The following is a 23,361-nucleotide window of genomic DNA, read 5'->3' as shown; positions in this document are numbered from 1 at the left end:
CTCAGCCCTCCTTCCGGGTGCGCGGGTCGAGCGCGAGGTAGGCGACGTCGGCGAAGAGGTTCGCCACCAGCACCGACAGCGTGATGATCAGGAAGATGCCCTGCATCAGCGGGTAGTCCTGCGAACCGACCGCCTGGAACAGCTGGTAGCCGACGCCGGGGTAGGAGAAGACGATCTCCACCAGCAGCGTGCCGCCGACGATGAACCCGAGCGCCAGCGCGAAGCCGGACACGCTCGGCAGCAGCGCGTTCCGCGCGGCGTACCCGACCATCACCCGGCGTTCCGGCAGCCCCTTGGCGTGCGCGACGGTCACGTAGTCCTCCGACGCGACGGTGACCATCATGTTGCGCATGCCCAGGATCCAGCTGCCCATCGAGCTGATCAGGATGGTCAGCGCGGGCAGCAGGCTGTGCTGGATCGCACTGCCGATGAACCCGCCGTCCCAGCCCGGCACCACCCCGGGGTCGTAACCGCCGGACGACGGGAAGAAACTGCCCGGGCCGGCCAGCAGCGTCAGCGCGATCAGGCCGAGCCAGAAGTACGGAATCGACGAAAGGAACGTCGTGACCGGCAGCAGTCCGTCGACCCACGAGCCGCGCTTCCAGCCGGCGACCACGCCGAGCCCGGTGCCGATGGCGAAGCCGACGATCGTGGTGATGCCGACCAGGATGATCGTCCACGGCAGACTGTCGCCGAGCAGGTCGGACACCGGCGTCGGGAAGAACGTGAACGAGATCCCGAGGTCGCCGCGGAAGAGCTGCCCCCAGTAGTCGAAGTACTGCGAGATGAGGCTTTCGTTCTTGTCGAGTCCGAAAAGGACGTAAAGCGACTGGACCGCGTCCGCGCTGATCATGCCCTGGTTCTTCGCGATCAGCGACTGCACGGGATCGCCCGGGATCATCCGGGGGATGAAGAAGTTGATGGTGACGGCGGCCCACGCGGTGAAGACGTAGAAAGCCAGCCGCTGCAGCAGGAACCTCATCGGGCGGCCCCGTCGTACAGCCAGCAGGCGGCCCAGTGCCCCGGCGCGTCCCCGACGTCGAACCGCGGTGGCAGGTCGGTCTCGCACCGCGCCATCGCGACCGGGCAACGCGGGTGGAACCGGCAACCGGACGGCGGATCGATCAGGCTCGGCGGTTCGCCGGACCCGCGTTCACCCCCCGCAGGCCCCGTAGCTTTCACGTGAAAGCTACGCTCTTGCTCGGGCGCGAGGAGCCGGTCGGGGTCGGGCGCGGAGGCGATGAGCAGCCGCGTGTACGGGTGCGCCGGCCGCTGCGTGATGGTTTCGCTGTCGCCGCCTTCGACCATCCGGCCCGCGTACATCACCATGGTGTCGTCGGCGAAGTAGCGCGCCGACGCGATGTCGTGCGTGATGTACAGGATCGCCAGGTGCAGGCGTTCCTTGAGGTCGCGCAGCAGGTTCAGCACGCCGAGCCGGATCGAAACGTCCAACATGGACACCGGCTCGTCGGCCAGCAGCGCCTCGGGGGCAGCGCCGAGCGCCCGCGCGATCGCGACGCGCTGGCGCTGGCCGCCGGACAGCTCGTGCGGGAACTTGTCGATGTAACGCTCGGGCGGGGTCAGCTGGACGCGGGCGAGCAGCTCGTGCAACGACTTCTCGAGGTCGTCGCCCGCCCGGCCGTGGATCTTCAGCGCCCGCGTCAGGTGGTAGCGCACGGTGTGCACCGGGTTCAGCGACGCGAACGGGTCCTGGAAGATCATCTGCACCCGGCGGGCGTAGGCGCGGAACGCCCGGCCGTGCTTGACGTTCACGGTCTCGCCGTGCAGCCGGATGTCGCCGCCGGTGCGCGGGTAGAGCCCCGCGAGCAGGCGCGCGACCGTGGACTTGCCCGAACCGGATTCGCCGACCAGCGCGGTGACGCGGCCGCGGCGCAGCGTGAGGGTCACGTCGTCGACGGCCTGGATGCTGCGCTTCGAGCCGGTCAGCGCGGCCCGGCCCTGGCGACGAATGGGAAAGTGTTTCGTGAGCCCCGTGGCCTCGAGGACCACGGGGAGGTCCCCCTCCGACCCGACGGCGACGGGGTCGGAGGGGGACTGCCCGGTCGTCACGACTGACTCCGCCATGGGTCAGGCCGCGGGCTTCAGGTGCAGGACGATGTCGAGCGCGTTGCGCAGCGTCGGCTGCGCCGGGCCGTACGGGTTGGTTTCGTCCGGCCAGCCGACCCAGTTCTTCGTGCTGTACTCGCCGCCGGAGTTCGCCGCCGACGTGGGGATCATCGGCTGCTGGTCGATCATGATCTTCTGCAACGTCGCCATGGCGGCGGTGCGGGCGGCGTCGTCCTCGGCGTTGGCGTAGGTCGCGAGGGCCTGGGTCGCCTCGTCGTTCTTGTAGCGGCCGTAGTTGCCGTTGATGCCACCCTGCCCGGTCGGCTTGTAGCGGGTGCCGTCCATGACGTCGCGGTACATGTCGTACGGCGTCGCGCCGTCGTTGGTCCAGTGCATCAGGCCTTCGAAGTCACCGGTGTCGACCGACTTGATCCACGCGTCCTGGTTCATCTTCTCGACCGTGGCGGTGATGCCGATCTGCGCCAGGTTGTCCTTGATGATCTCCAGGTCGGTGATGTAGTCCGACCAGCCGGACGGGACGGTGAGCTTCAGGGTGACCGGCTTGCCACCCGGGTCCGCCAGCTTGTCGCCGGTGAACTTGTACCCGGCCCCGGTCAGCAGCGCCTTGGCGCCCGCGACGTCGACCTGGACCGACTGGCCCTTGTACTGCGGCGCGATGAACGGGTCGCCCGCCGGGGTGGGGATGCCGGTGACCTGGTCGTTCTTCGGGTAGAAGTAGCCGGCCTCGCCCTGGTTGAAGATGTCGTCGCGGTTGATGACCTTGTTGACCGCCTGGCGCAGCTTCGCGTCGTTCCAGGGTGCCTTCTCGGTGTTGAACCACAGGCCGTGGACGGCCAGCTGAGCGGGGAACCACAGCTTGTAGTGCTGCGGGTCCTTGTTGGTGTAGACGGCCTTGTAGTTCGGGATGAACACGAAGCTCCACTCGGACGCCCCGTTGACCAGCGCGCTGACCTGCGCGTTGTTGTCGGTGTAGGAGGTGTAGCGGAGCTCCTTGACCTTCGGCGCTTCCTGCCAGTAGCCACTGTCGCGCCGGGTGACGATCATCGTCTGCGGCGTCGCCGACTTGAGCGTGTACGGGCCGGTGCCGATCGGGTTCTTCACGAGGTCCAGCGCCGGATCCTTGATGCCCTGCCAGACGTGCTTCGGCACGACGAGGGTCTGCAGGATCTTGACCTGGTTGACGAACTGGGAGTTGTCGAAGCCCAGCGTCACCTGGTTGCCGGCCGCGGTGATGTCCTTGTACGGCACTGCGTCGACGTTCAAGGCCTTGTTGTCGCGCAGCAGCTGGAACGTGAAGGCGACGTCCTCGGCGGTCATCGGCTGGCCGTCGGAGAACTTCACGCCGTCACGGACGGTCAGGACCAGCTTCTTGTAGTTGTCCGTCCAGTCCCACTTCGTGGCCAGCCACGGCTTGCCCGGCTCCTGCGGCTTGACGCGGTTGAGCATCACCAGGGGCTCGTAGATCATCCACCGGTAGCCCATGTTCGACAGGGCGGACGTCTCCAGGAACGGGTTGTTGTTCTCGGCCTGCGGGCCGTCCGGCTTGCCGACGTTCAGCACGGCGTCCGGATTGCTCTGGGCGGCGTTCGTGCTGCCGCCGCCGCACGCGGTCAGGCCGCTTAGAGCCATCACCGCCACCAGCGCTGCAACGATGGAGCGCTCGACTCGCATCGGTCCTCCTAGTCATCGACGAATAACTCTTTGTCGACTGGTAGCGAGCCCCGACCGCCGGCGACCGAACGACGCCCCGAAGTCAACCCGGGTGACTCCGGTCACGTCAATAACACCGCGGTAACGTTTTGTACCTAAGTTTAAGTGCTAAAAGAACTGCCGGTCTGGACCTCTCGGTGAAGTCCTCCTTGCCGCGCAAGGGTTTCACCCGGTCCGGCCACCGCTGGCCAGCAGCTGGGCGATCGGCAGGGTCGCCGCGCCGAGCGCGACCGCCTCGGGCCCCAGCCTGCCGAGGACGACCTCGGTGCGCTCGGCCAGGTAGTCCAGCGCATGGCGGCGCACGGCGTCGCGGACCGCGGGCAGGATCGCCGGCCCCATGATCGCGCCGGCCGAGCCGGAGAGCACGACCCGGTCCGGACTGAGCAGGTTGATCAGGTTCGCGATGCCGATCCCGAGGTACTCGCCGGTCTCGGCCAGCACCTCCGCGGCCGGCCCGCCGTCACGGGCTTCGGCGACGATCCGCGCCAGTTCGGCGTCACTTTCATCCCCGATGACCGGTTCCTTGCCGATGCGGCCGGCGTAGCGGCGGACGACCGCCTCGATGCCGACGTAGGCCTCCAGACAGCCGTGCGAGCCGCACCGGCAGGGCGCACCGGCCGCCTTGACGACGGTGTGGCCCCACTCGCTGGTCGTGATGTCCGGGTGCGAGCGCCCGGCCGTCGCGACGGCGGCCCCGACACCCACGCCGAGAAGGGCGACGATGGCGCGCCCGGCACCGCGGCCGGCGCCCCGCCAGGCCTCCGCCTGCCCGAGGGTGCGGGCGCGGTTGTCCAGGTGGAGGGGCATCGTTCGGGGAGGCCAGGGCGGCTCGGCCCCCGGCCGGAGTTCGAGGCTCGGCCCCGCCGGGAACAGCGCGCTGATGTGCGGGTCGATCAGGTCGGCGAAGTTCACCCCGCGCCAGCCGAGGGTGGGTGCGTGCACGATCCCGCCGTCGCGGACCGCGCCCGGCACGCCGACGCCGACGCCGAACACCGCGTCCGGATCGCCGTCTTCGAGCACTTCGGCGATGCCGGCGCGCACCAAGCCGGCCACTTCGTCCGGATCGAGCCGGGTGCCGACGAGCGGGTGGCGCACGGTGCCGAGGGTGCCGAGGGCACAGTCGAAGAGGCCGACCTCGACGTGCGTCTCGCTGACGTCGACGCCCACGACGTGGCCGAATCCGGGCCGCACCGCCAGCAGCGTCCGCGGCCGCCCGCCGTCCGATTCGACCGATCCGGCCTCGGCGACGACCCCGTCCGCGATGAGTTCGGAGACGACGTTGGTAACGGTAGCGGCCGACAGTCCCGATTCAGCTACCAGTTCCAGTCTGCTGACGGGACCGCGGAGGTAGAGCGAGGAGAGCAGGGCCGCGCGGTTGTGCCGTCTGAGGTCTCTGGTCGTTTGGCGCGCCACCTGGGTCACCGGGAGGATTGTGCCAGACCGCGACCCAGTCACCATCAGTTCGGGACTTAGTTCAGTACTTAATACATAGCCACAACTTACGGTGATCGGGCATCCTGTCAGTGAGCCGGTAAGAGTTCAGATGGGTTGCCCATGGCAAGCAAGCGCACCACCGTCCGTGATCTGCGGAGACACAACCGATCCCTGCTGCTGTCGAAACTGTACTTCGACGGCCCGCTGTCGAGGCACGAACTCAGCCAGCTCACCGGTTTGAGTGCCGCCACGGTGAGCAACGTGACCGCCGAACTGGGCGAAGAACGCCTGATCACCGAAGCCGGACAGGTCGAATCCGACGGCGGCCGCCCGCGCGTGCTGCTGCGCGTCGACCCGGCGTACGGGCACGTCGCGGGCGTCGACATCGGCGAAACCGGCGTCAAGGTCGAGCTGTTCGACCTGGCGATGAACCGGCTGGCGACGGTCGAGCACCCGTTGCCGAAGGCGCCCGACGCCTCGACCGCGGTCGAGCAGGTGACGTCCGGGTTGCGGGAGGTGCTCGCGAGCACCGGGATCGACGAATCGGGCGTGCTGGGCGTCGGCATCGGCGTGCCGGGCACGGTCGAGCAGGGATCGCGCGTGCTGGTCCACGCCCCCACCGTCGGCTGGGACGGGGTGCCGTTCGCGGCGTTGCTGCAGGAAGCGGGCGTCGGCCTGCCCCTGTTCGTGGACAACGGCGCGAAGACCCAGGGCCAGGCGGAGATGTGGTTCGGCGCCGGTCGCGGAGCGCGCCACGCGGTCATCGCGTTGATCGGCTCGGGCGTCGGCGCGGCGGTGGTGACGGACGGAACGACGTACCGCGGCTCGACGAGCAGCGCGGGCGAGTGGGGCCACACGACGATCGCGTACGGCGGGCAGGAGTGCCGCTGCGGCGCGCGAGGGTGCCTGGAGGCGTACATCGGCGCGGGCGCGGTCCTGGCCCGCTACCGCCGGGCGCGGGGCAAGGACATCACGGGCGAGGACGAGCAGGCGCAGTTTTCGGCCCTGCTGGCGGCGGCCGAGAAGTCCAAGACGGCGGCGCGGGTGCTCGACGAAACGGCGGGCTACCTCGGCGCGGGCATCGCGAACCTGATCAACTTGTTCAACCCGGAGCGGATCGTGCTCGGCGGGTGGGCGGGGCTGGCGCTGGGCGAGCAGCTGCTGCCGCGCATCCGGGCGGCCGCGGGCGAGCACGCGCTGCGGCACCCGTTCAGCCAGACGTCGATCCAGCTGGGCTCGTTGGGCCTGGACGCGGTGGCCACGGGAGCGGCGACGCTCCCGGTCGCGGACCTGCTGGAGCAGGGCGCAACGCCGAGGATCGCGAAGCCGAGCGCCCCGGACTCCGACGCGGCCTGATCACCGGCGGGCCTTGAACCAGGCCCAGGTCACCCCCGAGGAAGGCACCGCGGAGGAAGATCACGATCCCGAGCACCAGGTTCAGCGTGCCGGGGTGAGCCGCCGTCCTCCACACCGCCGGCGGCACCGAGCACCACCGTCATCGCGACGGCGAGCGACCCGCGTGGCAGCGGCGGCCTGTCCGACGGCACGCCTTCCCGCTGATTCCGCCGGATCGCTGGCCATGGCTTTGCCCTGCCCCCTCCGCCCACCCCACGCAGAGCCCGCCCTCCCAAGGGGGCCATCCCCGCTCCAGCGTATCGAGACCACCCGACAGAAATCCCCGCAAACCAGCCACCCGAGCCTCCTTGTCCACATCACGGCCGGGCTGTGGACAAGGCCCGGCACCCACCCCGGCGCCCCCACCTCCCCCTTAATTCGGGTTGAAAAAAATGACCGTTCGACGGTTGCCCGACTTGTCTGGACCATGCATACTTTGTTGTCAGAAACAACAAAGACGCTGCCGCCCGCGCACCGCCGCGCGAGCCCGGCGAGCTCCTGCACGGTCACGCCTGCCGCCGCCCCGGCACGCGCGGCCACCTCCCCTCCCCGCGTTCCGTGCTGCGCGCGGAACGCCGGTCCCCACGGTGAGAGAGGCGACAACGATGTCCACCTCGAAAAAGAACCGCTGGGCGGCACTCTTCGCCGCCTGTTCGCTGCTCCTGCTCGGGCAGCAGTTCGTGAACCCGTCCCCCGCCGCCGCGGCGGCCACCTTCACCGACGACTTCACCGGCCCCGCGGGCGCCGGCGTCGACGGGTCGAAGTGGCAGCTCGAAACCGGGGACAACGTCAACAACCACGAGCGGCAGTACTACACCTCCGGCACGAACAACGCCCAGCTCGACGGCCAGGGCCACCTCGTCATCACCGCCAAGAAGGAAAACCCCGGCAACTACAACTGCTGGTACGGCCGGTGCGAGTACACCTCCGCCCGGCTGAACACCGCCGGCAAGTTCAGCCAGGCCTACGGCCACTTCGAGACGCGGATGAAACTCCCGCGCGGGCAGGGCATGTGGCCGGCCTTCTGGATGCTCGGCGGTGGAAACTGGCCCACCGACGGGGAAATCGACATCATGGAAAACGTCGGGTTCGAGCCGAACACCGTGCACGGCACCATCCACGGCCCGGGCTACTCCGGCTCCGGTGGCATCGGCGCCGCCTACACCGGCCCGAACTTCTCCGACGACTTCCACACCTACGCCATCGACTGGGCGCCCAACCAGATCAAGTGGTACGTCGACGGGAACCTCTACCAGACCCGCACGCCGTCGGACCTGAACGGCAACCGCTGGGTGTACGACCACAACTTCTTCGTCATCCTGAACCTCGCCGTCGGCGGGTACTGGCCCGGCGATCCCAACAGCAGCACGCAGTTCCCGCAGCAACTGGTCGTCGACTACGTGCACGTCACCAACACCGCGAGCCAGGGCGGCGGCCGGACCGGCACGATCACCGGCATCGGCGGCAAGTGCGTCGACGTCGCCGGTGCGAACAGCGCCAACGGCACGCCGATCCAGATCACCGACTGCAACGGCAACGCCGCGCAGAGCTGGACCGTCGGCACCGACGGCACCATCCGCGCCCTCGGCAAGTGCATGGACGTCTCCGGCGCCGGCACCGCGGACGGGACAGCGGTGCAGCTCTACGACTGCAACGGAACCGGTGCCCAGCAATGGGTCGTCACCGGGGCGCGTGACATCGTGAACCCGAACGCGAACAAGTGCCTCGACGCCACCGGCAATTCGAGCGCGAACGGCACCCGGCTGCAGATCTGGACCTGCGGCGGCGGCGCGAACCAGAAGTGGACCACGCCCTGATCACCGGGGCCGGGAGCCCCGCGCTCCCGGCCCCCGTTCCCGCCCCGATCGAGAAGGCCCAGAAGTGGACGCTCCCATGAGAAACCGCTCTCTCCTGGCGATGATCGGCGTGACCGCGCTCGCCGCGGCGACGTTCGCCGCCCCGGCGCAGGCCGCGGGCGAGACGGTCAACGTCTGGCTCACCACCACCGGCGACTCCGGCGGCCGCCAGGTCACCCGCGGCCTCCAGCAGCAGACGCCGATCACCTTCGCCGCGGGCACCGGCACCGGCGGCGTGACCATCAACGTCAACGAAAACACCACCTACCAGCAGTTCGAAGGCGGCGGAGCGTCCTTTACGGACACCGCGGCGTGGCTGTTGAACTCGAGCGGCGCCCTCTCCGCCGCCACCCGTGACGACACCATGCGCAAGCTGTTCGACCCGAACACCGGCATCGGGCTGAGCTTCATCCGCAACCCGCTCGGCGCGTCCGACCTGGCCCGCTACAGCTACACCTTCGACGACGTGCCGGCCGGCCAGACCGACCCGAACCTGACGCACTTCTCCATCGCGCACGACCAGGCCGACGTGCTGCCGCTGACCGAGCAGGCCAAGCAGCTCAACCCGCAGGCCAAGGTGATGGCGTCGCCGTGGAGCGCGCCGCCGTGGATGAAGGACAACGACAGCTACCTGCTGGGCTGGGTCGAATCGCAGTACTACCCGGCCTACGCGCAGTACTTCGTCAAGTACCTCCAGGCCTACCAGGCCGCCGGCGTGCCGATCGACTACGTTTCGATGCAGAACGAGCCGACCTGCTGCGCGAGCTACCCGTCGACCAACTGGACCGGCGCCGGGCTGGCGTACTTCGCGAAGAACAACCTGCTGCCCGCACTGCGGAACGCCGGTCTGTCCACAAAGGTACTGGCGCTGGACTGGAACTGGGACACCTACGCCGCCTACGGCGCGCCCACGATAGACGATGCGGCGATCCGCACCCACCCGAACTTCGGGGGCGTCGCGTGGCACGGTTACGGCGGCGACATCGGGCAGCAGACGACCACGCACAACCAGTACCCGGCCGTCAACGCGTACTCGACCGAGCACTCCGGCGGCACCTGGATTTCGGACCAGCAGGCCGAGGACATGAACAACATCGTGGACTACACCCGGAACTGGTCGAAGAGCTTCGTCAAGTGGAGCCTCGGCGTCGACCAGAACATGGGCCCGCACAACGGCGGCTGCGACAAGTGCACCGGCCTGATCACCGTCCACAACGGAGACTCGCGCAGCGGGCAGGTCGACTACACCGTCGAGTACTACACGATGGGTCACCTGACGAAGTTCGTGAAACCGGGTGCGTACCGGATCGACTCGAACGACAGCCCGGCCGTCCGCAACGTTGCCTGGAAGAACCCGGACGGCTCGAAGGCGCTGATCGCGTACAACTCCGGCACGGGCAACCAGAGCGTGCGGGTGAACTGGGGAGGTTCCTCGTTCACCTACACCCTGCCCGGCCACACCTCGGCGACCTTCACCTGGAGCGGCACCCAGGGCAACGGCGGCGGTGGCACCGGCAAGACCGGCCCGATCACCGGCCTCGGCGGCAAGTGCCTCGACGTCGCCGGCGCGAACAGCGCCAACGGCACCGCCGTCCAGCTCTACGACTGCAACGGCTCGGGTGCCCAGCAGTGGACCGTCGGCCCGGACGGCACGATCCGCGCGCTCGGCAAGTGCCTCGACGTCACCGGCCAGTCCACAGCGGACGGTGCGCAGCTCCAGCTCTGGGACTGCGGCGGCACGGCGAACCAGCGGTGGGCGGCGACCGCGGCCCGGGAGATCGTCGGCTCGGGGTCGAACAAGTGCCTCGACGCGACCGGCAACAGCTCCGCCAACGGCACCCGGCTGCAGATCTGGGCCTGCACCGGTGCGGCCAACCAGAAGTGGACCGTCCCGGCCTGACGAACAGCCCACCGGAAGCGTCGTCGACTGGCACCCCGTGAAGGCCACCTCGGACGAGTCCAAGGTGGCCTTCACCTGTGCGGGAGGGCTGCCGGGCCGCGGCCCTGGGGAAGCGGCGACCCGGCAGCGTGGGTCCCGCCTGCCGCTGGGGGTCTCCGGCGACGGAACCACCACCGAGCGTAGCCAGGAGCCCTCGTGTCCGGGTCGTGCTCGGGCCGTCCGGACGCCAAGCGTGCCCGAACGCCCCCGGATGGGCTACTCCGCCGCGATGGCCGCGCGGGCCGCCTCCGCGCGGTCGGCGTACGCGCTCACCAGCTGCTCCTCCGCGTCGTCGAGGTACTTCATCAGCAGCTGCTCCGCGCCCGGGCCGTCACCGGCCTCGATGCGGTCAAGGATTTCGTGGTTGCGCGGCAGGTAGCGCTCGTGGAAGCGCCGCGGCTCGGCCATGATGTGGAACACCAGCCGCAGCTCGGCGGTCAGCCTGCCGACCAGCTCGTTCACGCGCTCGCTGCCGGACAGCGCGGCCAGCTCCTGGTGGAACCAGACGTTCGCGGTGCCGAGGTCCTTCCAGTTGCCGGTGCGGGCGGCCTCGTCCCCGATCTCGACCTTCTCCTTGATCCGCGGGAAGGACGCGGGCTTGGCCGTCACCCCCCGGACCGCCGCGCACTCGATGATCTTGCGCACCCGGTAGATGTCGACGACGTCCTCGACGCTCGGGATGCGGACGAAGACCCCGCGGTTGAGCTCGTGGGCGAGCAGCCGTTCGTGCGTGAGCAGCCGGAACGCCTCGCGCAGCGTGTTGCGGGAGACCCCGAGCGCGTTGCCGATGTCCTGCTCCGACAACCGGCCGCCGGGCAGGAAGAACCCCTCCGCGATGCGGTTGCGCAGGACGCCGGCGACCCGTTCGGCCGTGCTCTTGCGGGTGACCAGGCCGCGGTCGGCGGCCAGGCCCGGGAGCCCGCTGTCTTCGATGACCACGCCTCCGATGCTACCCACCTCCCGGAGGACGATCCAATTGCACTCTTGTGGAATTGTTCAACAATCTCTACCGTGTGAGGCACGCCACGATGAGAGACACTGGCCAGGAGGTGCCCCATGACTGCCACTACCGCTACCGAGGCGCGGCCGTTCGACTGGTTCCGCACGCTCGGGAAGCGCGGCCGCCGCGCCTTCGTGGGCGCGTTCGGCGGGTACGGCCTGGACTCGTTCGACTACCAGACCCTGCCGCTCGGCCTGGCCGCGATCACCGCGTACTTCGGCATTTCGAGCGGCGAAGCCGGCCTGCTCGGCACGACGACGCTGGTCGTGTCCGCCGTCGGCGGGGTCGGCGCCGGCATGCTGGCCGACCGGATCGGCCGCGTCCGCACCCTCCAGATCACCATCGCGATGTACACGATCTTCACGGTGCTCTGCGGCTTCGCGCCCAACTTCGAGACGCTGCTGGTCTTCCGCGCCCTGCAGGGCCTGGGCTTCGGCGGCGAATGGGCGGCCGGCGCGGCGCTGGTCGCCGAGTATTCGCAGGCGAAGTACCGCGGCCGGACCGTGGCGTTCGTGCAGAGCGCGTGGGCGGTCGGCTGGGGCCTGTCGGTGATCGTCTACACCGTCGTGTTCACCATCGCCAGCGACGGCGTGGCCTGGCGGATCATGTTCTGGACCGGCGTCATCCCGGCGCTGCTCGTGCTGTGGGTCCGCAAGAGCGTCAAAGACGCCCCGCGTGCGGAGGAACGCCTGAAGGCCGAGCGTCCGAAGGGTACCCTCGTCCGGATCTTCAAAGGTGACCTCCTGCGTACGACGTTCTTCGCCGCGCTGCTGGCCACCGGCGTCCAGGGCGGGTACTACACGATCTCGACGTGGCTGCCGTCCTACCTGAAGAAGACGCGCGAGCTGACCGTGATCGGCACCGGCGGCTACCTCGCGTTCCTCATCACCGGCGCCTTCGTCGGGTACGTCTGCGGCGGCTACCTGACGGACCTGATGGGCCGCAAGAAGACCTTCCTGACCTTCGCGCTGCTGTCGGCCGCGCTGATCGTCGCGTACACGCAGATCCCCACGGGCGCGAACGGGCTCGTGCTGGTGCTCGGCTTCCCGCTCGGCTTCTCGATGTCGGCGATCTTCAGCGGGTTCGGCGCGTACCTCGCCGAGCTGTACCCGACGGCCCTGCGCGGCACCGGACAGGGCTTCACCTACAACTTCGGCCGCGCGGTCGGCGCGATCTTCCCGACTGTGGTCGGTTTCATGGGCGCCGGCGGAGCGATCGTGTTCGGCGCGCTGGGCTACGGCATCGCGGTGCTGGCCCTGCTCGGCCTCCCGGAGACCCGGGGCATCGAACTCGTTGATTGAGGGGGATCTCATGACGACCTTTGACGAACCCGCGACGTTCACCCCCGCGCAAGCGCGCGAAGCGTTCCGCCGCGGCCACTCCCGGCCGACGACCGGCTGGGCCGGCGGCTTCACCCAGACCAACCTGATCGCGGTGCCCGAGGACTGGGCCTACGACGTCCTGCTGTTCTGCACCCGCAACCCGCAGCCGTGCCCGCTGCTCGACGTCACCGACCCCGGTGATCCCGCCACCCGGCTCGCCGAGGGCGCGGACCTGCGCACCGACCTGCCGCGCTACCGGATCTGGCAGAACGGCGTGCTGGCCGGCGAGGTGTCGGACGCGACCGGCCTCTGGCGCAGCGACATGGTCGCCTTCTCCATCGGCTGCAGCTTCACGTTCGAGACGGCGCTGGCCGCCGAAGGCGTCCCGCTGCGGCACGTCGAGCAGGGCCGCAACGTCGCGATGTACGTCACGAACCGGCAGTGCGAGCCCGCCGGGCGGCTGTTCGGCCCGCTGGTGGTGTCGATGCGCCAGATCCCGGAGGACCGCGTCGACGACGCCGTCCGGCTCACCCGCGCGATGCCCGCCGTGCACGGCGCGCCGGTGCACATCGGCGATCCGCGCGCGCTGGGCATCGACGACCTGTCCCGGCCGGACTTCGGCGATCCGGTGGACGCGGAACCGGGTGACGTCCCGGTGTTCTGGGCCTGCGGGGTCACCCCGCAGGCGGCGCTGATGGCGTCCCGGCCCCCGTTCGCGATCACGCACGCGCCGGGGTACATGTTCATCACCGATCGGTACGACAGCGAATACCGGGTGGGCTGAAATGGATCTGAACAGCGACCTCGGCGAGGGCTTCGGCGCCTGGAAGATGGGCGACGACGAAGCCATGCTCGCCATCGTGACCAGCGCGAACGTCGCCTGCGGCTTCCACGCCGGCGACCCGTCGGTGATGCGGCGGGTGTGCGAGCTGGCGGCCGAGCGCGGCGTCGCGATCGGTGCGCACGTCGGCTACCGCGACCTGGCCGGTTTCGGCAGGCGCGCGCTCGACATCGCCCCGGACGACCTGGCGAACGAGGTGCTCTACCAGATCGGCGCGCTCGACGCGTTCGCCCGCGCGGCGGGCAGCCACGTGACGTACGTGAAGCCGCACGGCGCGTTGTACAACACCGCGGCAGGTGACGCCGAGCAGGCGGCGGCGATCGTCGAGGGCCTGCGCCGGTACGACCCCGCGCTGGCGCTGCTCTGCCTGCCGGACTCGGAAATGCAGCGGCAGGCGGAGAAAGCCGGCGTCGTCGCGTACGCCGAGGCGTTCGCGGACCGCGCGTACACCGCGGAAGGCCGGCTCGTGTCGCGCAAGCAGCCGGGCGCGGTGCTGCACGACGCCACGGCGGTGGCCGAGCGGGCGGTGGCGATGGCGACCGGCGGCGGGGTCGTGACGGCCGACGGCGGCCGGCTCGGCCTGCGGCCGGACTCCCTGTGCGTGCACGGGGACACGCCGGGCGCGGTCGAGCTCGCCCGCCGGATCCGCGCCGGCCTGACCGCCGCGGACGTCCCGCTGACCGCGTTCACCGGATGACCGTCCGGCTGCTGCCGTGCGGCCGCCGCGCGGTGCTGGTGGAAGTGGACGACGTGCTGGGCTTCCAGGCGGCGTTGACGCAGTCGCCGCCGGACGGGGTCGTGGAACTCGTCCCGGCGGCGCGTACGCTGCTGGTCCGCTTCGACCCGTCGGTGACGGACGCGGAACGGCTGGGCGCACTGCTACGTCAAGTGTCCCCTGTGGACAGTGTCGCGGCCGACGCGGGCGAGGTGGTGATCCCGGTGGTGTACGACGGCGAAGACCTGGCCGACGTCGCCGCGGAGACGGGGCTGAGCGTGGCTTCGCTGATCGAGCGGCACACCGCGGGTTCGTACGTCTCGGCGTTCTGCGGGTTCGCGCCGGGCTTCGCCTACCTGACCGGCTCGGACCCCGCCCTGCACGTGTCCCGCCGGTCTTCGCCGCGCACCCGCATCCCGCCGGGCTCGGTGGCGATCGCCGGCGAGTACAGCGCGATCTACCCGAGCGCGTCGCCGGGCGGGTGGCGGTTGCTGGGCCGGACGGACGTGCCGGTGTGGGACGTCGAGCGCGACCCGCCGAACCTGCTGTCGCCGGGCACCCGGGTCCGCTTCGCGGCGGTGCCGTCGTGAAGCTCGAGGTCGTGCGGCCGGGGTTCACGACGACCGTGCAGGACCTCGGCCGTCCGGGGCACGCCGCGCTCGGCGTCGGCCGGTCCGGCGCGGCCGACCGAGGGTCGTTCCGGCTGGCCAACCGGCTCGTCGGGAACCCGGCCGGTGCGGCGGCCCTGGAGGTCACGCTCGGCGGGCTGGTGCTGCGCGCGTCGGGCCTGACCACGGTGGCGGTGACCGGCGCTCCCTGCCCGCTCTCGAAAGGCGGCCCGAACGGGCCGATCACGTTGTGGCCCGGGGAAGAACTCGCGCTGGGCACGGCCGTTTCGGGCCTGCGCTGTTACGTCGCGGTGCGCGGCGGGATCGACGTGCCGCCGGTGCTCGGCTCCCGGGCGACGGACACGCTCGGGAAGCTGGGCCCGCCACCGGTGACAGCCGGGATGTTCCTGCCGATCGGCCCGGCTCCGCGCACCTTTCCGGTGGTGGACCTGGCGCCCCGGGCGGCCGTGCCCGCGGATCCGGTGTTGCGCGTGACGCCGGGACCGCGCCGCGACTGGTTCGCCTCGCCGGACCAGCTGCTGTCCACTGTGTACACGGTCTCGCCGGATTCGGACCGCGTCGGCATCCGCCTGACCGGGGCGGCACTGGCCCGGGCGCGCCACGACGAGCTGCCGTCGGAGGCTTGTGTGCCGGGATCACTGCAGGTACCGCCGTCGGGACGGCCGATCCTGTTCCACGCCGACCACCCGACGACCGGCGGCTACCCGGTGATCGCCGTCGTCGAGGAGGACGACCTCGATCTCGCCGCACAGCTGCGACCGGGTCAGACCGTGCGGTTCCGCCTCGTGAGTGGTAATTCGGGTTAGAACGCGAATTACCACTCACGAGCGGCCACGGAAGGCCGACCAGGCGGCGTTCGTGGCCCCGATCGCGAGCCACGCCGCCCAGGCGGCGCCCGGGGCCAGCCAGGTGGTGACGACCCCCAGTACCACCGTCACCACCACCGGCCACGCGCGCCGCCGCCGCGGCCGCCGCTCGGCGAGGTAGGCGTCCAAGGCCTCCGCGACCTGGTCGTCGATCTCGTCGCGCAGCCGCGCGTCCAGCTCAGACATGCGCCGGCACCGGCCGCGGCACGGCGACGGACAGGCACGCCAGCGCCAGCGGCACCTCCAGCCCGGCCATGAGCAGCGAAAACACCACGTCGTCGCCGGCCGTGACCACGTCGAACCACGCGTCGGCCAGCAGCAGCGTCGCCGTGGCCGTCGCGACCAGCGGTGTCCGCACGTCGCCCCGGCTCAGCAGCCAGGCCGTGAACAGCAGGCCGGCCGCTTCGGCGGCGTCGAGGCCCGTCCAGGCCAGCCGCCAGTGCTGCGCCGCGACGACGTCCGGCAGCGCCAGCCCGAGCACCGCGATCCACGGCAGCAGGCACAGCCCGGCCGCCCAGAAGACCTTCTTCATGCGAACCCCCCGAGTTCTCTCCCGACCCAAGGTAGCGACTGCAGAGATTCTTTGCAAACAATCTCTGTAGTACGCTCCCGGCATGGTCGAACGTCCCGCACGACGCGTGCTCACCGGCGCGGATCTCAAGGCCTTCTACAAGGCACTGGCCAACCCGGTGCGCCGCGACATCCTCAGCTACCTGGGCAAACACGGCGAAGCGAACTCGACGAGCGTCGCGAAGGCCCTCGGCGAAAGCACCGGGACGACCAGCTACCACCTCCGCAAGCTCGCCGACCTGGAGCTGATCGAAGAGATCGAAGACCGCGGGGACGGCCGCGAGCGCTGGTGGAAGTCGCGGTCGAAGGACATCTACACCCCGCCCGGCCTCGAACTGACGCCGGACGAGCGGGAAGCGATGCTCAAACTCGGCGCGCTCAAGATGAGCCACGACCTGGGCCTGGTCACCCGGGCTTACGCGGGCTACGAGACCTCCGCGGGCTGGAACCAGATCTACCGCGCCGGCCTGCACCTCACGAAGGACCAGGTCGCGTCCTTCGTCGAGGAGTACCAGAACCTGGTGTGGAAGTACGTCACCGAGCCGGGACACCACCCCGAAGGTTCGCGGTCGGTGGCCGTCCGGTTCATCGTGGTGCCCGAGGAAGACACCGAGGAGTCCACAGAGGACTAAAGTCCGGACACCCGGAGCGTGATGTTCAGCCGCCCGGCCAGGCCCAGCGCCGGGTCCGCCGTGCCCGGCAGCGTCTTCGGCACGCCGTGGTAGGCGAGCCGGGACGGGCCGCCGAACACGAACACGTCGCCGGAGCGGAGTTCGACGTCGGTGTACGGCCGGCCACGGGTTTCGGTGTTGCCGAAGCGGAACACGCAGGCGTCGCCGAGACTGATCGACACCACCGGCTCGAGGCTGCGCTCGTCCTTGTCCTGGTGCAGCCCCATCTTCGCGGTGGCGTCGTAGAAGTTGACCAGCGCGACGTCCGGCGCGTACGCCTCGGCGGGTGCGCCGTACGCGGCCGCCAGCGCGCGGCGGCCGAGGTCGCCGAGCCAGTCCGGGAACGGCAGCACCGGCGTCCCCTCACCGGTCGTGCGCGAGTAGCCGTACGGGTACCAGTGCCAGCCGAGGCAGACGGACTTCACCGACATCACGCCGCCGTTCGGCAGGCGGGTGCGCCGGTAGCCGGACCAGCCGCGGCAGGCCGCGACCAGCTCGCGCTGCTCGTCGAAGCCGAGCCAGTCGGGCAGGTGCACCGCCCCGGGCGCGAGCTCGGCGCGCGGGCGCGGCAGGAGGGCGTCCATCACCTCGATTGTGCCGGAGACTCCCGTCGCACACGATCAGTGATCGTCGAGGGAACGACATGGTGACCGCGGAATGTGACACCTGCGCTGATAAACAGCCGCAGGAGCCGCCCGAATGGTCCAGCGGAAGGCTCCTGCGGCCGATTCCCCTCGCTCTGGGCCACCATGAAGTAGACGTTCCCACACCTGAATGTCACAAGCCAGCGTGGATCAGCTACAAACGGGTCACTTGACCTCGGTGCCGCCGATCAGTCGCGGAACGTGACGACGGTCACCCCCGCCTGGGCCGGCACGGGGTCATTCATCGCGGCCAGCGCGGCCGGGACGTCGTCGAGCCCGATGCGCCGCCCGATCAGCCCGGAGAGGTCGATCCCGGCCGTCTCGACGACGCGCAGCAGCTCCGGGTACTCGTGCGCCGGGAGCCCGTGGATGCCGACCAGCTCCAGCTCGCCGCCGACGACCCGGTGCATCGGGATCGGCGCGATGCCCTGCGCGGGCGGCATCAGCCCGGCCTGGACGTGCCGGCCGCGCTTGCGGAGGCTGCCGACCGACGCCGCGCAGGTCGACGGCGAGCCGAGGCAGTCGAGTGAGACGTGCGTCCCGCCGCCGGTCAGTTCGCGGACGTGCTCGGCCACGGCTTCCGGGCCGTCGAACGCCGACGCGTCCACGGTGCGCACCGCGCCCGACTTCGCCGCCAACGCCAGAGCGCGCAACGAGACGTCGACCGCGACGACCTTCGCTCCCGCCGCGACGGCCAGCAGCACCGCGGAGATCCCGACGCCGCCGCAGCCGTACACCGAGACCCACTGGCCCGCGGTGACGCGGCCTTGCCGCAGTACCGCGCGGAACGCCGTACCGAACCGGCAGCCGAGGGCCGCGGCCTCGGCGGCGCCGAGCGAGTCCGGCAACGCGACCAGGTTCGTCTCGGCGTGCTCGATGGCGACGCGCTCGGCGAACGAACCCCAGTGCGTGGCGCCGGGCTGGAATTCGCGGTCGCAGATCTGCTGGTCGCCGCGGGCGCACTGGGCGCACGTCCCGCAGGCGCAGACGAACGGCACGGTGACGCGCGCGCCGAGCTCCCAGCCGCGCACGCCTTCGCCGAGCGCGACGATCCGGCCGGCGAGCTCGTGCCCGGCGACGTGCGGCAGGGTGACCGCGGTGTCGTGCCCCTGCCAGGTGTGCCAGTCGCTGCGGCACACGCCGGTGGCGTCGACCTCGAGCACCGCACCGCCCGGCGCGGCCACCGGCTCGGGCACGTCCCGCACGACGGGCGGGACGCGGAATTCCTCCATCACCACAGCTCGCATGACGCGAGCCTAGTGTGCCGTCCGTCGCCGATCCGGCGGCGGAACGGGTGCCGTCGAGCGAGCCGGGCGCGGATCGGCGCCTTGCTCAACTGAGCGGATCCCTTGGTGTCTCTCAGTTCAGCGCGTGGAACCTCGTCCTTCCGCGGGGCGGCCCGAGGAGCTTGCTGAGCGAGCCGTCCGGCACGTTCAGGATGTCCTCGAGATTCCGCAAGGCGTTCAACGATTCCGGCCGCTCCGGCCGGCACCGCCCCGATTGCCAATGGCTGAGGGTGGCCAGGCTGACCGTGGTTCCCCTGCCGCGCAAGCGATAGCGGATCCGCTCGAGGCCGAGGCCACGGGCCCGGATCGCCGCCCGCAGGGCCACGTCGAACGGTCCGGCAGCCAGCAGCTTGCCGAGCTCCGCCTGTTCCCCCCGGTCGATGGTGCGTGTTCGCTGACCGGTCATCACAACGCTCCGAAGCACTCCCGATTACGAACATTGGAGCGTAGGCGCCGCTTCGCAAGATCGGAAGAGCTCTCACCCACCTGCCTTGCGCGCCTCGTCGGCGATCGCGGCGAACGGTTCCGCGTAGCCGGAGTTGATCGTGACGTAGGAAATCCCCCACTGGTCACGCCAGCGGAGAAGCTTTTCCGCGGCCTGCCCGGGATCCGCGGGCAGCACGGTGACCGCACCGGCCGCGGCGAGTTCGGGCACGTCGGCCCCGGCCCAGCGCGCGATCTCGGGCGACGGCTCCGCGCCGACGGCCATCAGGTTCAGGCTCAGCTCGATCTCCGGCAGCCGCGGACCGGCGAGGGTACGGAATCGATCCACAATGGACGTCGCTTCGGCTTCGGTCGTTTTCGGTGCCCAGCTGAACGTGACGGTGTCGGCTTCTTGCGCGGCGAGCGCCAGCATTTTCGGTCCGCCGCCGGCGAGCATCAGCCGCGGCCGGTCCGCTTCGCGCTTGAGGTGCGCGATGGTGGCGGCCATCCGTGCGATGCGCTCACCCGGTGCGGGGAATTCCCGGCCGAGAGCTTCCGCGTGTTCGCGGGCCCCGGGCCGCCCGGCGCCGAGCCCGAGCTCGAACCGGCCACCGGTCTGCCGGTGCAGGGTCTGCACCTGCCAGTCCAGCGCCTTCGCGTCGCGGAAGGGGTCGGCGAGGACGAAGGTCCCGACGGTGAGGTCCAGGGTGACCGCGGCGGCGGCCCCCAGCAGGACGAAGGGGTCGGCCCGGCCGACGGGATCGGTGGCGAGAAGGGTGTCGAAGCCGAGCTTCTCGACCCGCTCGGCCTGGGCGGTCCACGAGGTGAGGTCCGGCGCGTAACCGGCGACGATGCCGAAGCGGAAAGGTTTCATGCGGGCCATGGTGGGGTGCGGGGGCCGGTCACCACATCCGCTTCACGACGTCACCCGCGCGTACGCCTCTCAGCGCAGGGTGACCGACAACGCCTGGGCGATCTCCTTGCCGATCGCGTGCGTAGCCGCATCCGGCGGCGAGCCGACCTTCACCACCATCGGGCCGCCGAACGGCTGGCGCTCCACCACCTCGATGCGTTCGCCCAGGTTGATGGCGTGTTCCGTCAGGTACCGCAGCAGCTCCGGGTCGGTGTCCCAGACCCGGACGATCTCGCCGACCGCGCCCGGCGGGAGGTCGTCCAGGATGCGCACCGGCAGTTCCTCGACGCTGCCGTCGGGGGCCGGGATCGGATCGCCGTGGGGGTCGCGGACCGGGTTGCCCAGCTTCGCCGCGATGCGCTCGACCAGCCTGTCGGACACCGCGTGCTCCAGCGCGTCGGCTTCCGCGTGGACCTCGTCCCACGTGTAGCCGAGCTCCGAGACCAGGTACGTCTCGATCAGCCGGTGGCGCCGGAGCACCGACCGCGCCAGCAGCCTGCCGTCGGCCGTGAGCTCGATGCCGCGGTACGGCACGTGGGTGACCAGGCCCAGCTGGGACAGCTTCGTGACCATCCCCGACGCCGAGGACGGGCTGACCTCCAGCCGGCCGGCGAGCGACGCGTTGGTGACCGCCTCACCCCGCTCGACCAGGCCGTAGATCACCCGGACGTAGTCCTCGACCGACGAGGATCTCCGGACCGAACCATCTCCCATGCCGCATACGATACGGGGCCGGGTTCTTTCTCGTGAAAGTTCACGTTCGCCAGCGGTAACGGATCCAGCCCGGGACCGGCTCCGCGCCCAGCTGGGCGTAGAACGCCTCGCCTTTTTCGTTGCCTTCCTGCATGTCCCACTCGACGCGCCCGGTCGTGCGGCTGCGCAGCTCGTCCAGCAGCTCGCCGCCGAGCCCGTGGCGGCGGTACGCCGGCCGGACGAACAGGTCGTCCAGCCAGATCCCCGGCCGCGCCTCCCACGTGGAGAAGTTCCAGCTGCAGAAGGCGAAGCCGGCCACCCGGCCGGGCTCGCCGGGTGGCGTCGCGATCAGCACCCACGCCTTCGGGTCCGGCCCGAAAAGGTGCCCGCTCATCTCGGCGCGGTCGAGCTTCAGATCGTGGTTGTCCTCGTAGACGGCGTGCTCCTCGATGAGCGCGCAGATCTCTTCGATGTCTTCGAAGACGGCGTCGCGGACGGGCATCTCGGCTCCCGTTTCTGTCGGTGGTGGTCGTTACTGTCGGGCGTGGCGGAGAGGGAGGTGGTCGATGTCGCCGGAGGAGAAGTTCGTGGGCCTGGTCGACGAGTTCACCGGACGTCCGGGCATCACGCCACCCGGCGCGACCGGCGGCTTCGGGTCGACGCAGCCCTGGTCCGCGCTGGCGGAAGAAGCGGCCGAGTTCGTGGGGAGGAAGTGAGTCATCACGCTTGATAACGCAGTTCGCCGCCGACGGCGGTCCCTTGCACGCTGAGCTCGTCCAAAGCGGACTCTTCGAGCGGCGATCCGGACAACACGGCGAAGTCTGCGAGCTTCCCCGGTTCGAGCGTGCCCAGGTCACGCTCGGCGAAGGTCGCGTACGCCGATCCGTACGTGTACGCGCGCAGCGCCTGCTCCGGCGTCAACGCCTCTTCCGGTGCGAAGGGCGCGCCGGACGCCGTGCGCCGACGCACCATGTCGGCCAGCGCGAGCAGCGGAGCGCCGTTCACGACCGGCCGGTCCGAAGACGCGGGCAGGACGCAACCCGCGTCGAGGACGCTGCGCAGCCGGTAGCACCAGGGCACGCGGGACTCACCCAGCGCGGCGCGCATGCCGTCGCCGAGCTCGTTGACGAACCGGCCCTGCGGTGACGGGATGAGGCCGAGCGAGGCGAGCCGGGTCAGCTCCGCGGGCTGGAGCACCGCGCAGTGCTCGATGCGGTGCCGGTGGTCCGTGCGCGGCGTCGCGGCCAGCGCGGCGTCGTAGGCGTCGAGCACGACGGTGATCGCGCGGTCGCCGATAGCGTGCGTCGCGATCTGCCAGCCCGCGTCGTGCGCCCGGCGGATCGTGCGCGCGAGCTCGTCCTCGGGCACCTGGAAGTAGCCGCGGTTGTCCGGCTCTCCGTCGAACGGGTCGTGCATGGCACAGGTGCGGCCGACCAGGGAGCCGTCGGCGAACAGCTTCATCGGGCCGACGCGCAGCCACTCGTCGCCGAGGCCGGTGCGCAGGCCGAGGTCGAGGCCGAAGCCGGCGTCGTCGGGCAGGTCGTGCAGCACGCTCGCGGCGACCATCACCGTGCTGCGCACGCGCAGCACGCCGCGGTCGCGCGCCTCCTGGTAGGCGGCCAGCTCGGCGGGTGTCTCCCCGACCAGGCCGCCGCCGATCCCGGCCTCCTGGACGCTGGTGATGCCCTCGGCCAGGTACCGCTCGGACGCCCGGTCGAGGCCGCGGACGACCCGCTCCACCGGCGTCGGGTACGTCAGGGGGCGCAGCAGCAGCTGGGCCTGCTCGCGCAGCAGCCCCGTCGGCGAGCCGTCGGCGGCGAGCACGACGTCCCCGCCGACCGGCACGTTCGCGAGATCGAGCTGGTCGAGCACGGCCGAGTTGACCACGGTCATGTGCCCGGACGTGTGCTTGAGCCGCACGAGCATCCCGGGCGCCGCCCGATCGAGCCCGTCGCGGTCGGGGTGCCCGCCGGCGAGCTTGTTCTGGTCGTACCCGCTGCCGACCACCCAGCTCCCGGCCGGCAGCGTCGCGGCCCGCGCGGCGACGGCGTCGTAGACCTCTTCGACGCTGCGGCAGCCGCCGAGCGGCACGTCGTCGAGGCCCATCCCGAACCACGCCATGTGGTTGTGCGCGTCGTGGAACCCGGGCACGACGAAGCCACCGGCGAGGTCGACCCGGTCGCGCGACGAAAGCGAGCGAGCGTCGTCCCCGACTGCGACGACCCGGCCGTGCAGAACGGCGAGTGCGCTGGTGACGCCCACGCCCGTCCACACCGTGGCGTTCTCGTAGACCGCATCGACCCGCATCTCCGCCTTCCTCCCCGCCGCCACCCTCAACGGAGGCGCTTCGCGCCGCGGCACCATTC

The 23,361-nt window shown here is 70.6% G+C and carries 24 protein-coding genes; 10 read left to right on the top strand and 14 right to left on the bottom strand.

What is annotated here, in order from left to right; translation table 11 throughout:
* Position 1: 1 nt before the first annotated feature.
* The 4 genes from AB0F15_RS05715 to AB0F15_RS05700 all read right to left on the bottom strand — a co-directional run bounded on the left by AB0F15_RS05715 (position 2) and on the right by AB0F15_RS05700 (position 5,220).
* Positions 2-982, bottom strand: coding sequence for an ABC transporter permease (locus AB0F15_RS05715; protein ID WP_360265720.1), 981 nt, complete (start codon positions 980-982; stop codon positions 2-4).
* Complete coding sequence (locus tag AB0F15_RS05710; RefSeq protein WP_360265717.1) at positions 979-2,070, bottom strand: ABC transporter ATP-binding protein; 1,092 nt, start codon at positions 2,068-2,070, stop codon at positions 979-981. The genes AB0F15_RS05715 and AB0F15_RS05710 overlap by 4 nt, the downstream gene beginning before the upstream one ends.
* 18 nt (positions 2,071-2,088) lie before the next feature.
* Entirely contained in the window at positions 2,089-3,759 is a 1,671-nt protein-coding gene (locus AB0F15_RS05705; protein ID WP_360265714.1) for an ABC transporter substrate-binding protein, read from the bottom strand.
* Positions 3,760-3,963: 204 nt separating this feature from the next.
* Positions 3,964-5,220 carry an ROK family transcriptional regulator gene (locus AB0F15_RS05700; RefSeq protein ID WP_360265711.1) on the bottom strand — a complete coding sequence of 419 codons (1,257 nt, stop codon included), beginning with the start codon at positions 5,218-5,220 and terminating at the stop codon, positions 3,964-3,966.
* 132 nt (positions 5,221-5,352) lie between these two features.
* Between AB0F15_RS05700 and AB0F15_RS05695 the strand changes: the two genes are divergently transcribed.
* The 3 genes from AB0F15_RS05695 (at position 5,353) to AB0F15_RS05685 (ending at position 10,383) form a co-directional block, all read left to right on the top strand.
* Positions 5,353-6,588 (top strand): ROK family transcriptional regulator, encoded by a 1,236-nt coding sequence (locus AB0F15_RS05695; protein WP_360265708.1) that lies wholly within the window; start codon positions 5,353-5,355, stop codon positions 6,586-6,588.
* Between the two features lie 644 nt (positions 6,589-7,232).
* Entirely contained in the window at positions 7,233-8,444 is a 1,212-nt protein-coding gene (locus AB0F15_RS05690; protein WP_360265706.1) for a family 16 glycosylhydrolase, read from the top strand.
* A gap of 76 nt (positions 8,445-8,520) precedes the next feature.
* Positions 8,521-10,383, top strand: coding sequence for a ricin-type beta-trefoil lectin domain protein (locus tag AB0F15_RS05685; RefSeq protein WP_360265704.1), 1,863 nt, complete (start codon positions 8,521-8,523; stop codon positions 10,381-10,383).
* A gap of 255 nt (positions 10,384-10,638) precedes the next feature.
* On the opposite strand, the gene AB0F15_RS05680 is transcribed toward AB0F15_RS05685, so the two are convergent.
* A complete protein-coding gene (locus tag AB0F15_RS05680) occupies positions 10,639-11,361 on the bottom strand; it encodes a GntR family transcriptional regulator (RefSeq protein WP_360265701.1) in 723 nt (240 codons plus the stop codon).
* A gap of 117 nt (positions 11,362-11,478) precedes the next feature.
* Between AB0F15_RS05680 and AB0F15_RS05675 the strand changes: the two genes are divergently transcribed.
* From AB0F15_RS05675 to AB0F15_RS05655, 5 genes are read left to right on the top strand one after another with little or no spacing between them, the layout of a single operon-like run.
* Positions 11,479-12,723: an MFS transporter gene (locus AB0F15_RS05675; RefSeq protein ID WP_360265699.1), complete on the top strand. Its 1,245-nt coding sequence runs from the start codon at positions 11,479-11,481 to the stop codon at positions 12,721-12,723.
* 10 nt (positions 12,724-12,733) lie between these two features.
* A complete protein-coding gene (locus AB0F15_RS05670) occupies positions 12,734-13,528 on the top strand; it encodes a putative hydro-lyase (RefSeq protein WP_360265696.1) in 795 nt (264 codons plus the stop codon).
* Position 13,529: 1 nt separating this feature from the next.
* Entirely contained in the window at positions 13,530-14,282 is a 753-nt protein-coding gene (locus AB0F15_RS05665; RefSeq protein WP_360265693.1) for a 5-oxoprolinase subunit PxpA, read from the top strand.
* Positions 14,279-14,890 carry an allophanate hydrolase subunit 1 gene (locus AB0F15_RS05660; RefSeq protein ID WP_360265691.1) on the top strand — a complete coding sequence of 204 codons (612 nt, stop codon included), beginning with the start codon at positions 14,279-14,281 and terminating at the stop codon, positions 14,888-14,890. The genes AB0F15_RS05665 and AB0F15_RS05660 overlap by 4 nt, the downstream gene beginning before the upstream one ends.
* Complete coding sequence (locus tag AB0F15_RS05655) at positions 14,887-15,735, top strand: biotin-dependent carboxyltransferase family protein (protein WP_360265688.1); 849 nt, start codon at positions 14,887-14,889, stop codon at positions 15,733-15,735. Before AB0F15_RS05660 ends, AB0F15_RS05655 begins: the two co-directional genes overlap by 4 nt.
* A gap of 15 nt (positions 15,736-15,750) precedes the next feature.
* On the opposite strand, the gene AB0F15_RS05650 is transcribed toward AB0F15_RS05655, so the two are convergent.
* Positions 15,751-15,981: a hypothetical protein gene (locus AB0F15_RS05650; RefSeq protein WP_360265685.1), complete on the bottom strand. Its 231-nt coding sequence runs from the start codon at positions 15,979-15,981 to the stop codon at positions 15,751-15,753.
* Positions 15,974-16,327, bottom strand: a complete 354-nt coding sequence (locus AB0F15_RS05645; RefSeq protein WP_360265683.1) for a hypothetical protein — start codon at positions 16,325-16,327, stop codon at positions 15,974-15,976. Before AB0F15_RS05645 ends, AB0F15_RS05650 begins: the two co-directional genes overlap by 8 nt.
* A gap of 82 nt (positions 16,328-16,409) precedes the next feature.
* Here AB0F15_RS05645 and AB0F15_RS05640 point away from each other — a divergent pair, with 82 nt between their 5' ends.
* Positions 16,410-16,997 carry a helix-turn-helix domain-containing protein gene (locus AB0F15_RS05640; RefSeq protein ID WP_360265680.1) on the top strand — a complete coding sequence of 196 codons (588 nt, stop codon included), beginning with the start codon at positions 16,410-16,412 and terminating at the stop codon, positions 16,995-16,997.
* Here the strand turns inward: AB0F15_RS05640 and AB0F15_RS05635 are convergent.
* The 6 genes from AB0F15_RS05635 to AB0F15_RS05610 form a co-directional block, all read right to left on the bottom strand.
* Positions 16,994-17,620, bottom strand: a complete 627-nt coding sequence (locus AB0F15_RS05635; RefSeq protein WP_360265677.1) for an alpha-ketoglutarate-dependent dioxygenase AlkB — start codon at positions 17,618-17,620, stop codon at positions 16,994-16,996. The genes AB0F15_RS05640 and AB0F15_RS05635 overlap by 4 nt on opposite strands.
* Positions 17,621-17,868: 248 nt before the next feature.
* Positions 17,869-18,927, bottom strand: coding sequence for an alcohol dehydrogenase catalytic domain-containing protein (locus AB0F15_RS05630; RefSeq protein WP_360265674.1), 1,059 nt, complete (start codon positions 18,925-18,927; stop codon positions 17,869-17,871).
* A gap of 112 nt (positions 18,928-19,039) precedes the next feature.
* Positions 19,040-19,372 carry a transcriptional regulator gene (locus tag AB0F15_RS05625; protein WP_360265671.1) on the bottom strand — a complete coding sequence of 111 codons (333 nt, stop codon included), beginning with the start codon at positions 19,370-19,372 and terminating at the stop codon, positions 19,040-19,042.
* A gap of 72 nt (positions 19,373-19,444) precedes the next feature.
* On the bottom strand, positions 19,445-20,263 hold the full coding sequence (locus tag AB0F15_RS05620; protein ID WP_360265669.1) for an LLM class flavin-dependent oxidoreductase: 819 nt from the start codon (positions 20,261-20,263) through the stop codon (positions 19,445-19,447).
* A 69-nt stretch (positions 20,264-20,332) separates the two neighbouring features.
* Positions 20,333-21,016, bottom strand: coding sequence for a metal-dependent transcriptional regulator (locus AB0F15_RS05615; RefSeq protein WP_013230121.1), 684 nt, complete (start codon positions 21,014-21,016; stop codon positions 20,333-20,335).
* A gap of 40 nt (positions 21,017-21,056) precedes the next feature.
* A complete protein-coding gene (locus AB0F15_RS05610; protein ID WP_360265666.1) occupies positions 21,057-21,497 on the bottom strand; it encodes a GNAT family N-acetyltransferase in 441 nt (146 codons plus the stop codon).
* 64 nt (positions 21,498-21,561) lie between these two features.
* Between AB0F15_RS05610 and AB0F15_RS05605 the strand changes: the two genes are divergently transcribed.
* A complete protein-coding gene (locus tag AB0F15_RS05605; protein WP_360265664.1) occupies positions 21,562-21,711 on the top strand; it encodes a hypothetical protein in 150 nt (49 codons plus the stop codon).
* A gap of 4 nt (positions 21,712-21,715) precedes the next feature.
* On the opposite strand, the gene AB0F15_RS05600 is transcribed toward AB0F15_RS05605, so the two are convergent.
* Positions 21,716-23,302 carry an amidohydrolase gene (locus AB0F15_RS05600; protein ID WP_360265661.1) on the bottom strand — a complete coding sequence of 529 codons (1,587 nt, stop codon included), beginning with the start codon at positions 23,300-23,302 and terminating at the stop codon, positions 21,716-21,718.
* Between the last annotated feature and the right edge of the window lie 59 nt (positions 23,303-23,361).

The sequence above is a fragment of the Amycolatopsis sp. NPDC026612 genome (genome assembly GCF_040638285.1).
Taxonomy (GTDB): domain Bacteria; phylum Actinomycetota; class Actinomycetes; order Mycobacteriales; family Pseudonocardiaceae; genus Amycolatopsis.
The sequence above is the reverse complement of the archived record's forward strand: the minus strand, read 5'-3'. Positions and strand labels throughout refer to the sequence as shown.

What these genes read in the sequence shown, in the direction of transcription:
- AB0F15_RS05715 (WP_360265720.1), bottom strand. Translation starts at nt 982, where the DNA reads ATGAGGTTCCTGCTGCAGCGGCTGGCTTTCTACGTCTTCACCGCGTGG.
- AB0F15_RS05705 (WP_360265714.1), bottom strand. Translation starts at nt 3,759, where the DNA reads ATGCGAGTCGAGCGCTCCATCGTTGCAGCGCTGGTGGCGGTGATGGCT.
- AB0F15_RS05695 (WP_360265708.1), top strand. Translation starts at nt 5,353, where the DNA reads ATGGCAAGCAAGCGCACCACCGTCCGTGATCTGCGGAGACACAACCGA.
- AB0F15_RS05690 (WP_360265706.1), top strand. Translation starts at nt 7,233, where the DNA reads ATGTCCACCTCGAAAAAGAACCGCTGGGCGGCACTCTTCGCCGCCTGT.
- AB0F15_RS05685 (WP_360265704.1), top strand. Translation starts at nt 8,521, where the DNA reads ATGAGAAACCGCTCTCTCCTGGCGATGATCGGCGTGACCGCGCTCGCC.
- AB0F15_RS05675 (WP_360265699.1), top strand. Translation starts at nt 11,479, where the DNA reads ATGACTGCCACTACCGCTACCGAGGCGCGGCCGTTCGACTGGTTCCGC.
- AB0F15_RS05670 (WP_360265696.1), top strand. Translation starts at nt 12,734, where the DNA reads ATGACGACCTTTGACGAACCCGCGACGTTCACCCCCGCGCAAGCGCGC.
- AB0F15_RS05665 (WP_360265693.1), top strand. Translation starts at nt 13,530, where the DNA reads ATGGATCTGAACAGCGACCTCGGCGAGGGCTTCGGCGCCTGGAAGATG.
- AB0F15_RS05660 (WP_360265691.1), top strand. Translation starts at nt 14,279, where the DNA reads ATGACCGTCCGGCTGCTGCCGTGCGGCCGCCGCGCGGTGCTGGTGGAA.
- AB0F15_RS05650 (WP_360265685.1), bottom strand. Translation starts at nt 15,981, where the DNA reads ATGTCTGAGCTGGACGCGCGGCTGCGCGACGAGATCGACGACCAGGTC.
- AB0F15_RS05645 (WP_360265683.1), bottom strand. Translation starts at nt 16,327, where the DNA reads ATGAAGAAGGTCTTCTGGGCGGCCGGGCTGTGCCTGCTGCCGTGGATC.
- AB0F15_RS05640 (WP_360265680.1), top strand. Translation starts at nt 16,410, where the DNA reads ATGGTCGAACGTCCCGCACGACGCGTGCTCACCGGCGCGGATCTCAAG.
- AB0F15_RS05635 (WP_360265677.1), bottom strand. Translation starts at nt 17,620, where the DNA reads ATGGACGCCCTCCTGCCGCGCCCGCGCGCCGAGCTCGCGCCCGGGGCG.
- AB0F15_RS05630 (WP_360265674.1), bottom strand. Translation starts at nt 18,927, where the DNA reads ATGCGAGCTGTGGTGATGGAGGAATTCCGCGTCCCGCCCGTCGTGCGG.
- AB0F15_RS05625 (WP_360265671.1), bottom strand. Translation starts at nt 19,372, where the DNA reads ATGACCGGTCAGCGAACACGCACCATCGACCGGGGGGAACAGGCGGAG.
- AB0F15_RS05620 (WP_360265669.1), bottom strand. Translation starts at nt 20,263, where the DNA reads ATGAAACCTTTCCGCTTCGGCATCGTCGCCGGTTACGCGCCGGACCTC.
- AB0F15_RS05615 (WP_013230121.1), bottom strand. Translation starts at nt 21,016, where the DNA reads ATGGGAGATGGTTCGGTCCGGAGATCCTCGTCGGTCGAGGACTACGTC.
- AB0F15_RS05610 (WP_360265666.1), bottom strand. Translation starts at nt 21,497, where the DNA reads ATGCCCGTCCGCGACGCCGTCTTCGAAGACATCGAAGAGATCTGCGCG.
- AB0F15_RS05605 (WP_360265664.1), top strand. Translation starts at nt 21,562, where the DNA reads ATGTCGCCGGAGGAGAAGTTCGTGGGCCTGGTCGACGAGTTCACCGGA.
- AB0F15_RS05600 (WP_360265661.1), bottom strand. Translation starts at nt 23,302, where the DNA reads ATGCGGGTCGATGCGGTCTACGAGAACGCCACGGTGTGGACGGGCGTG.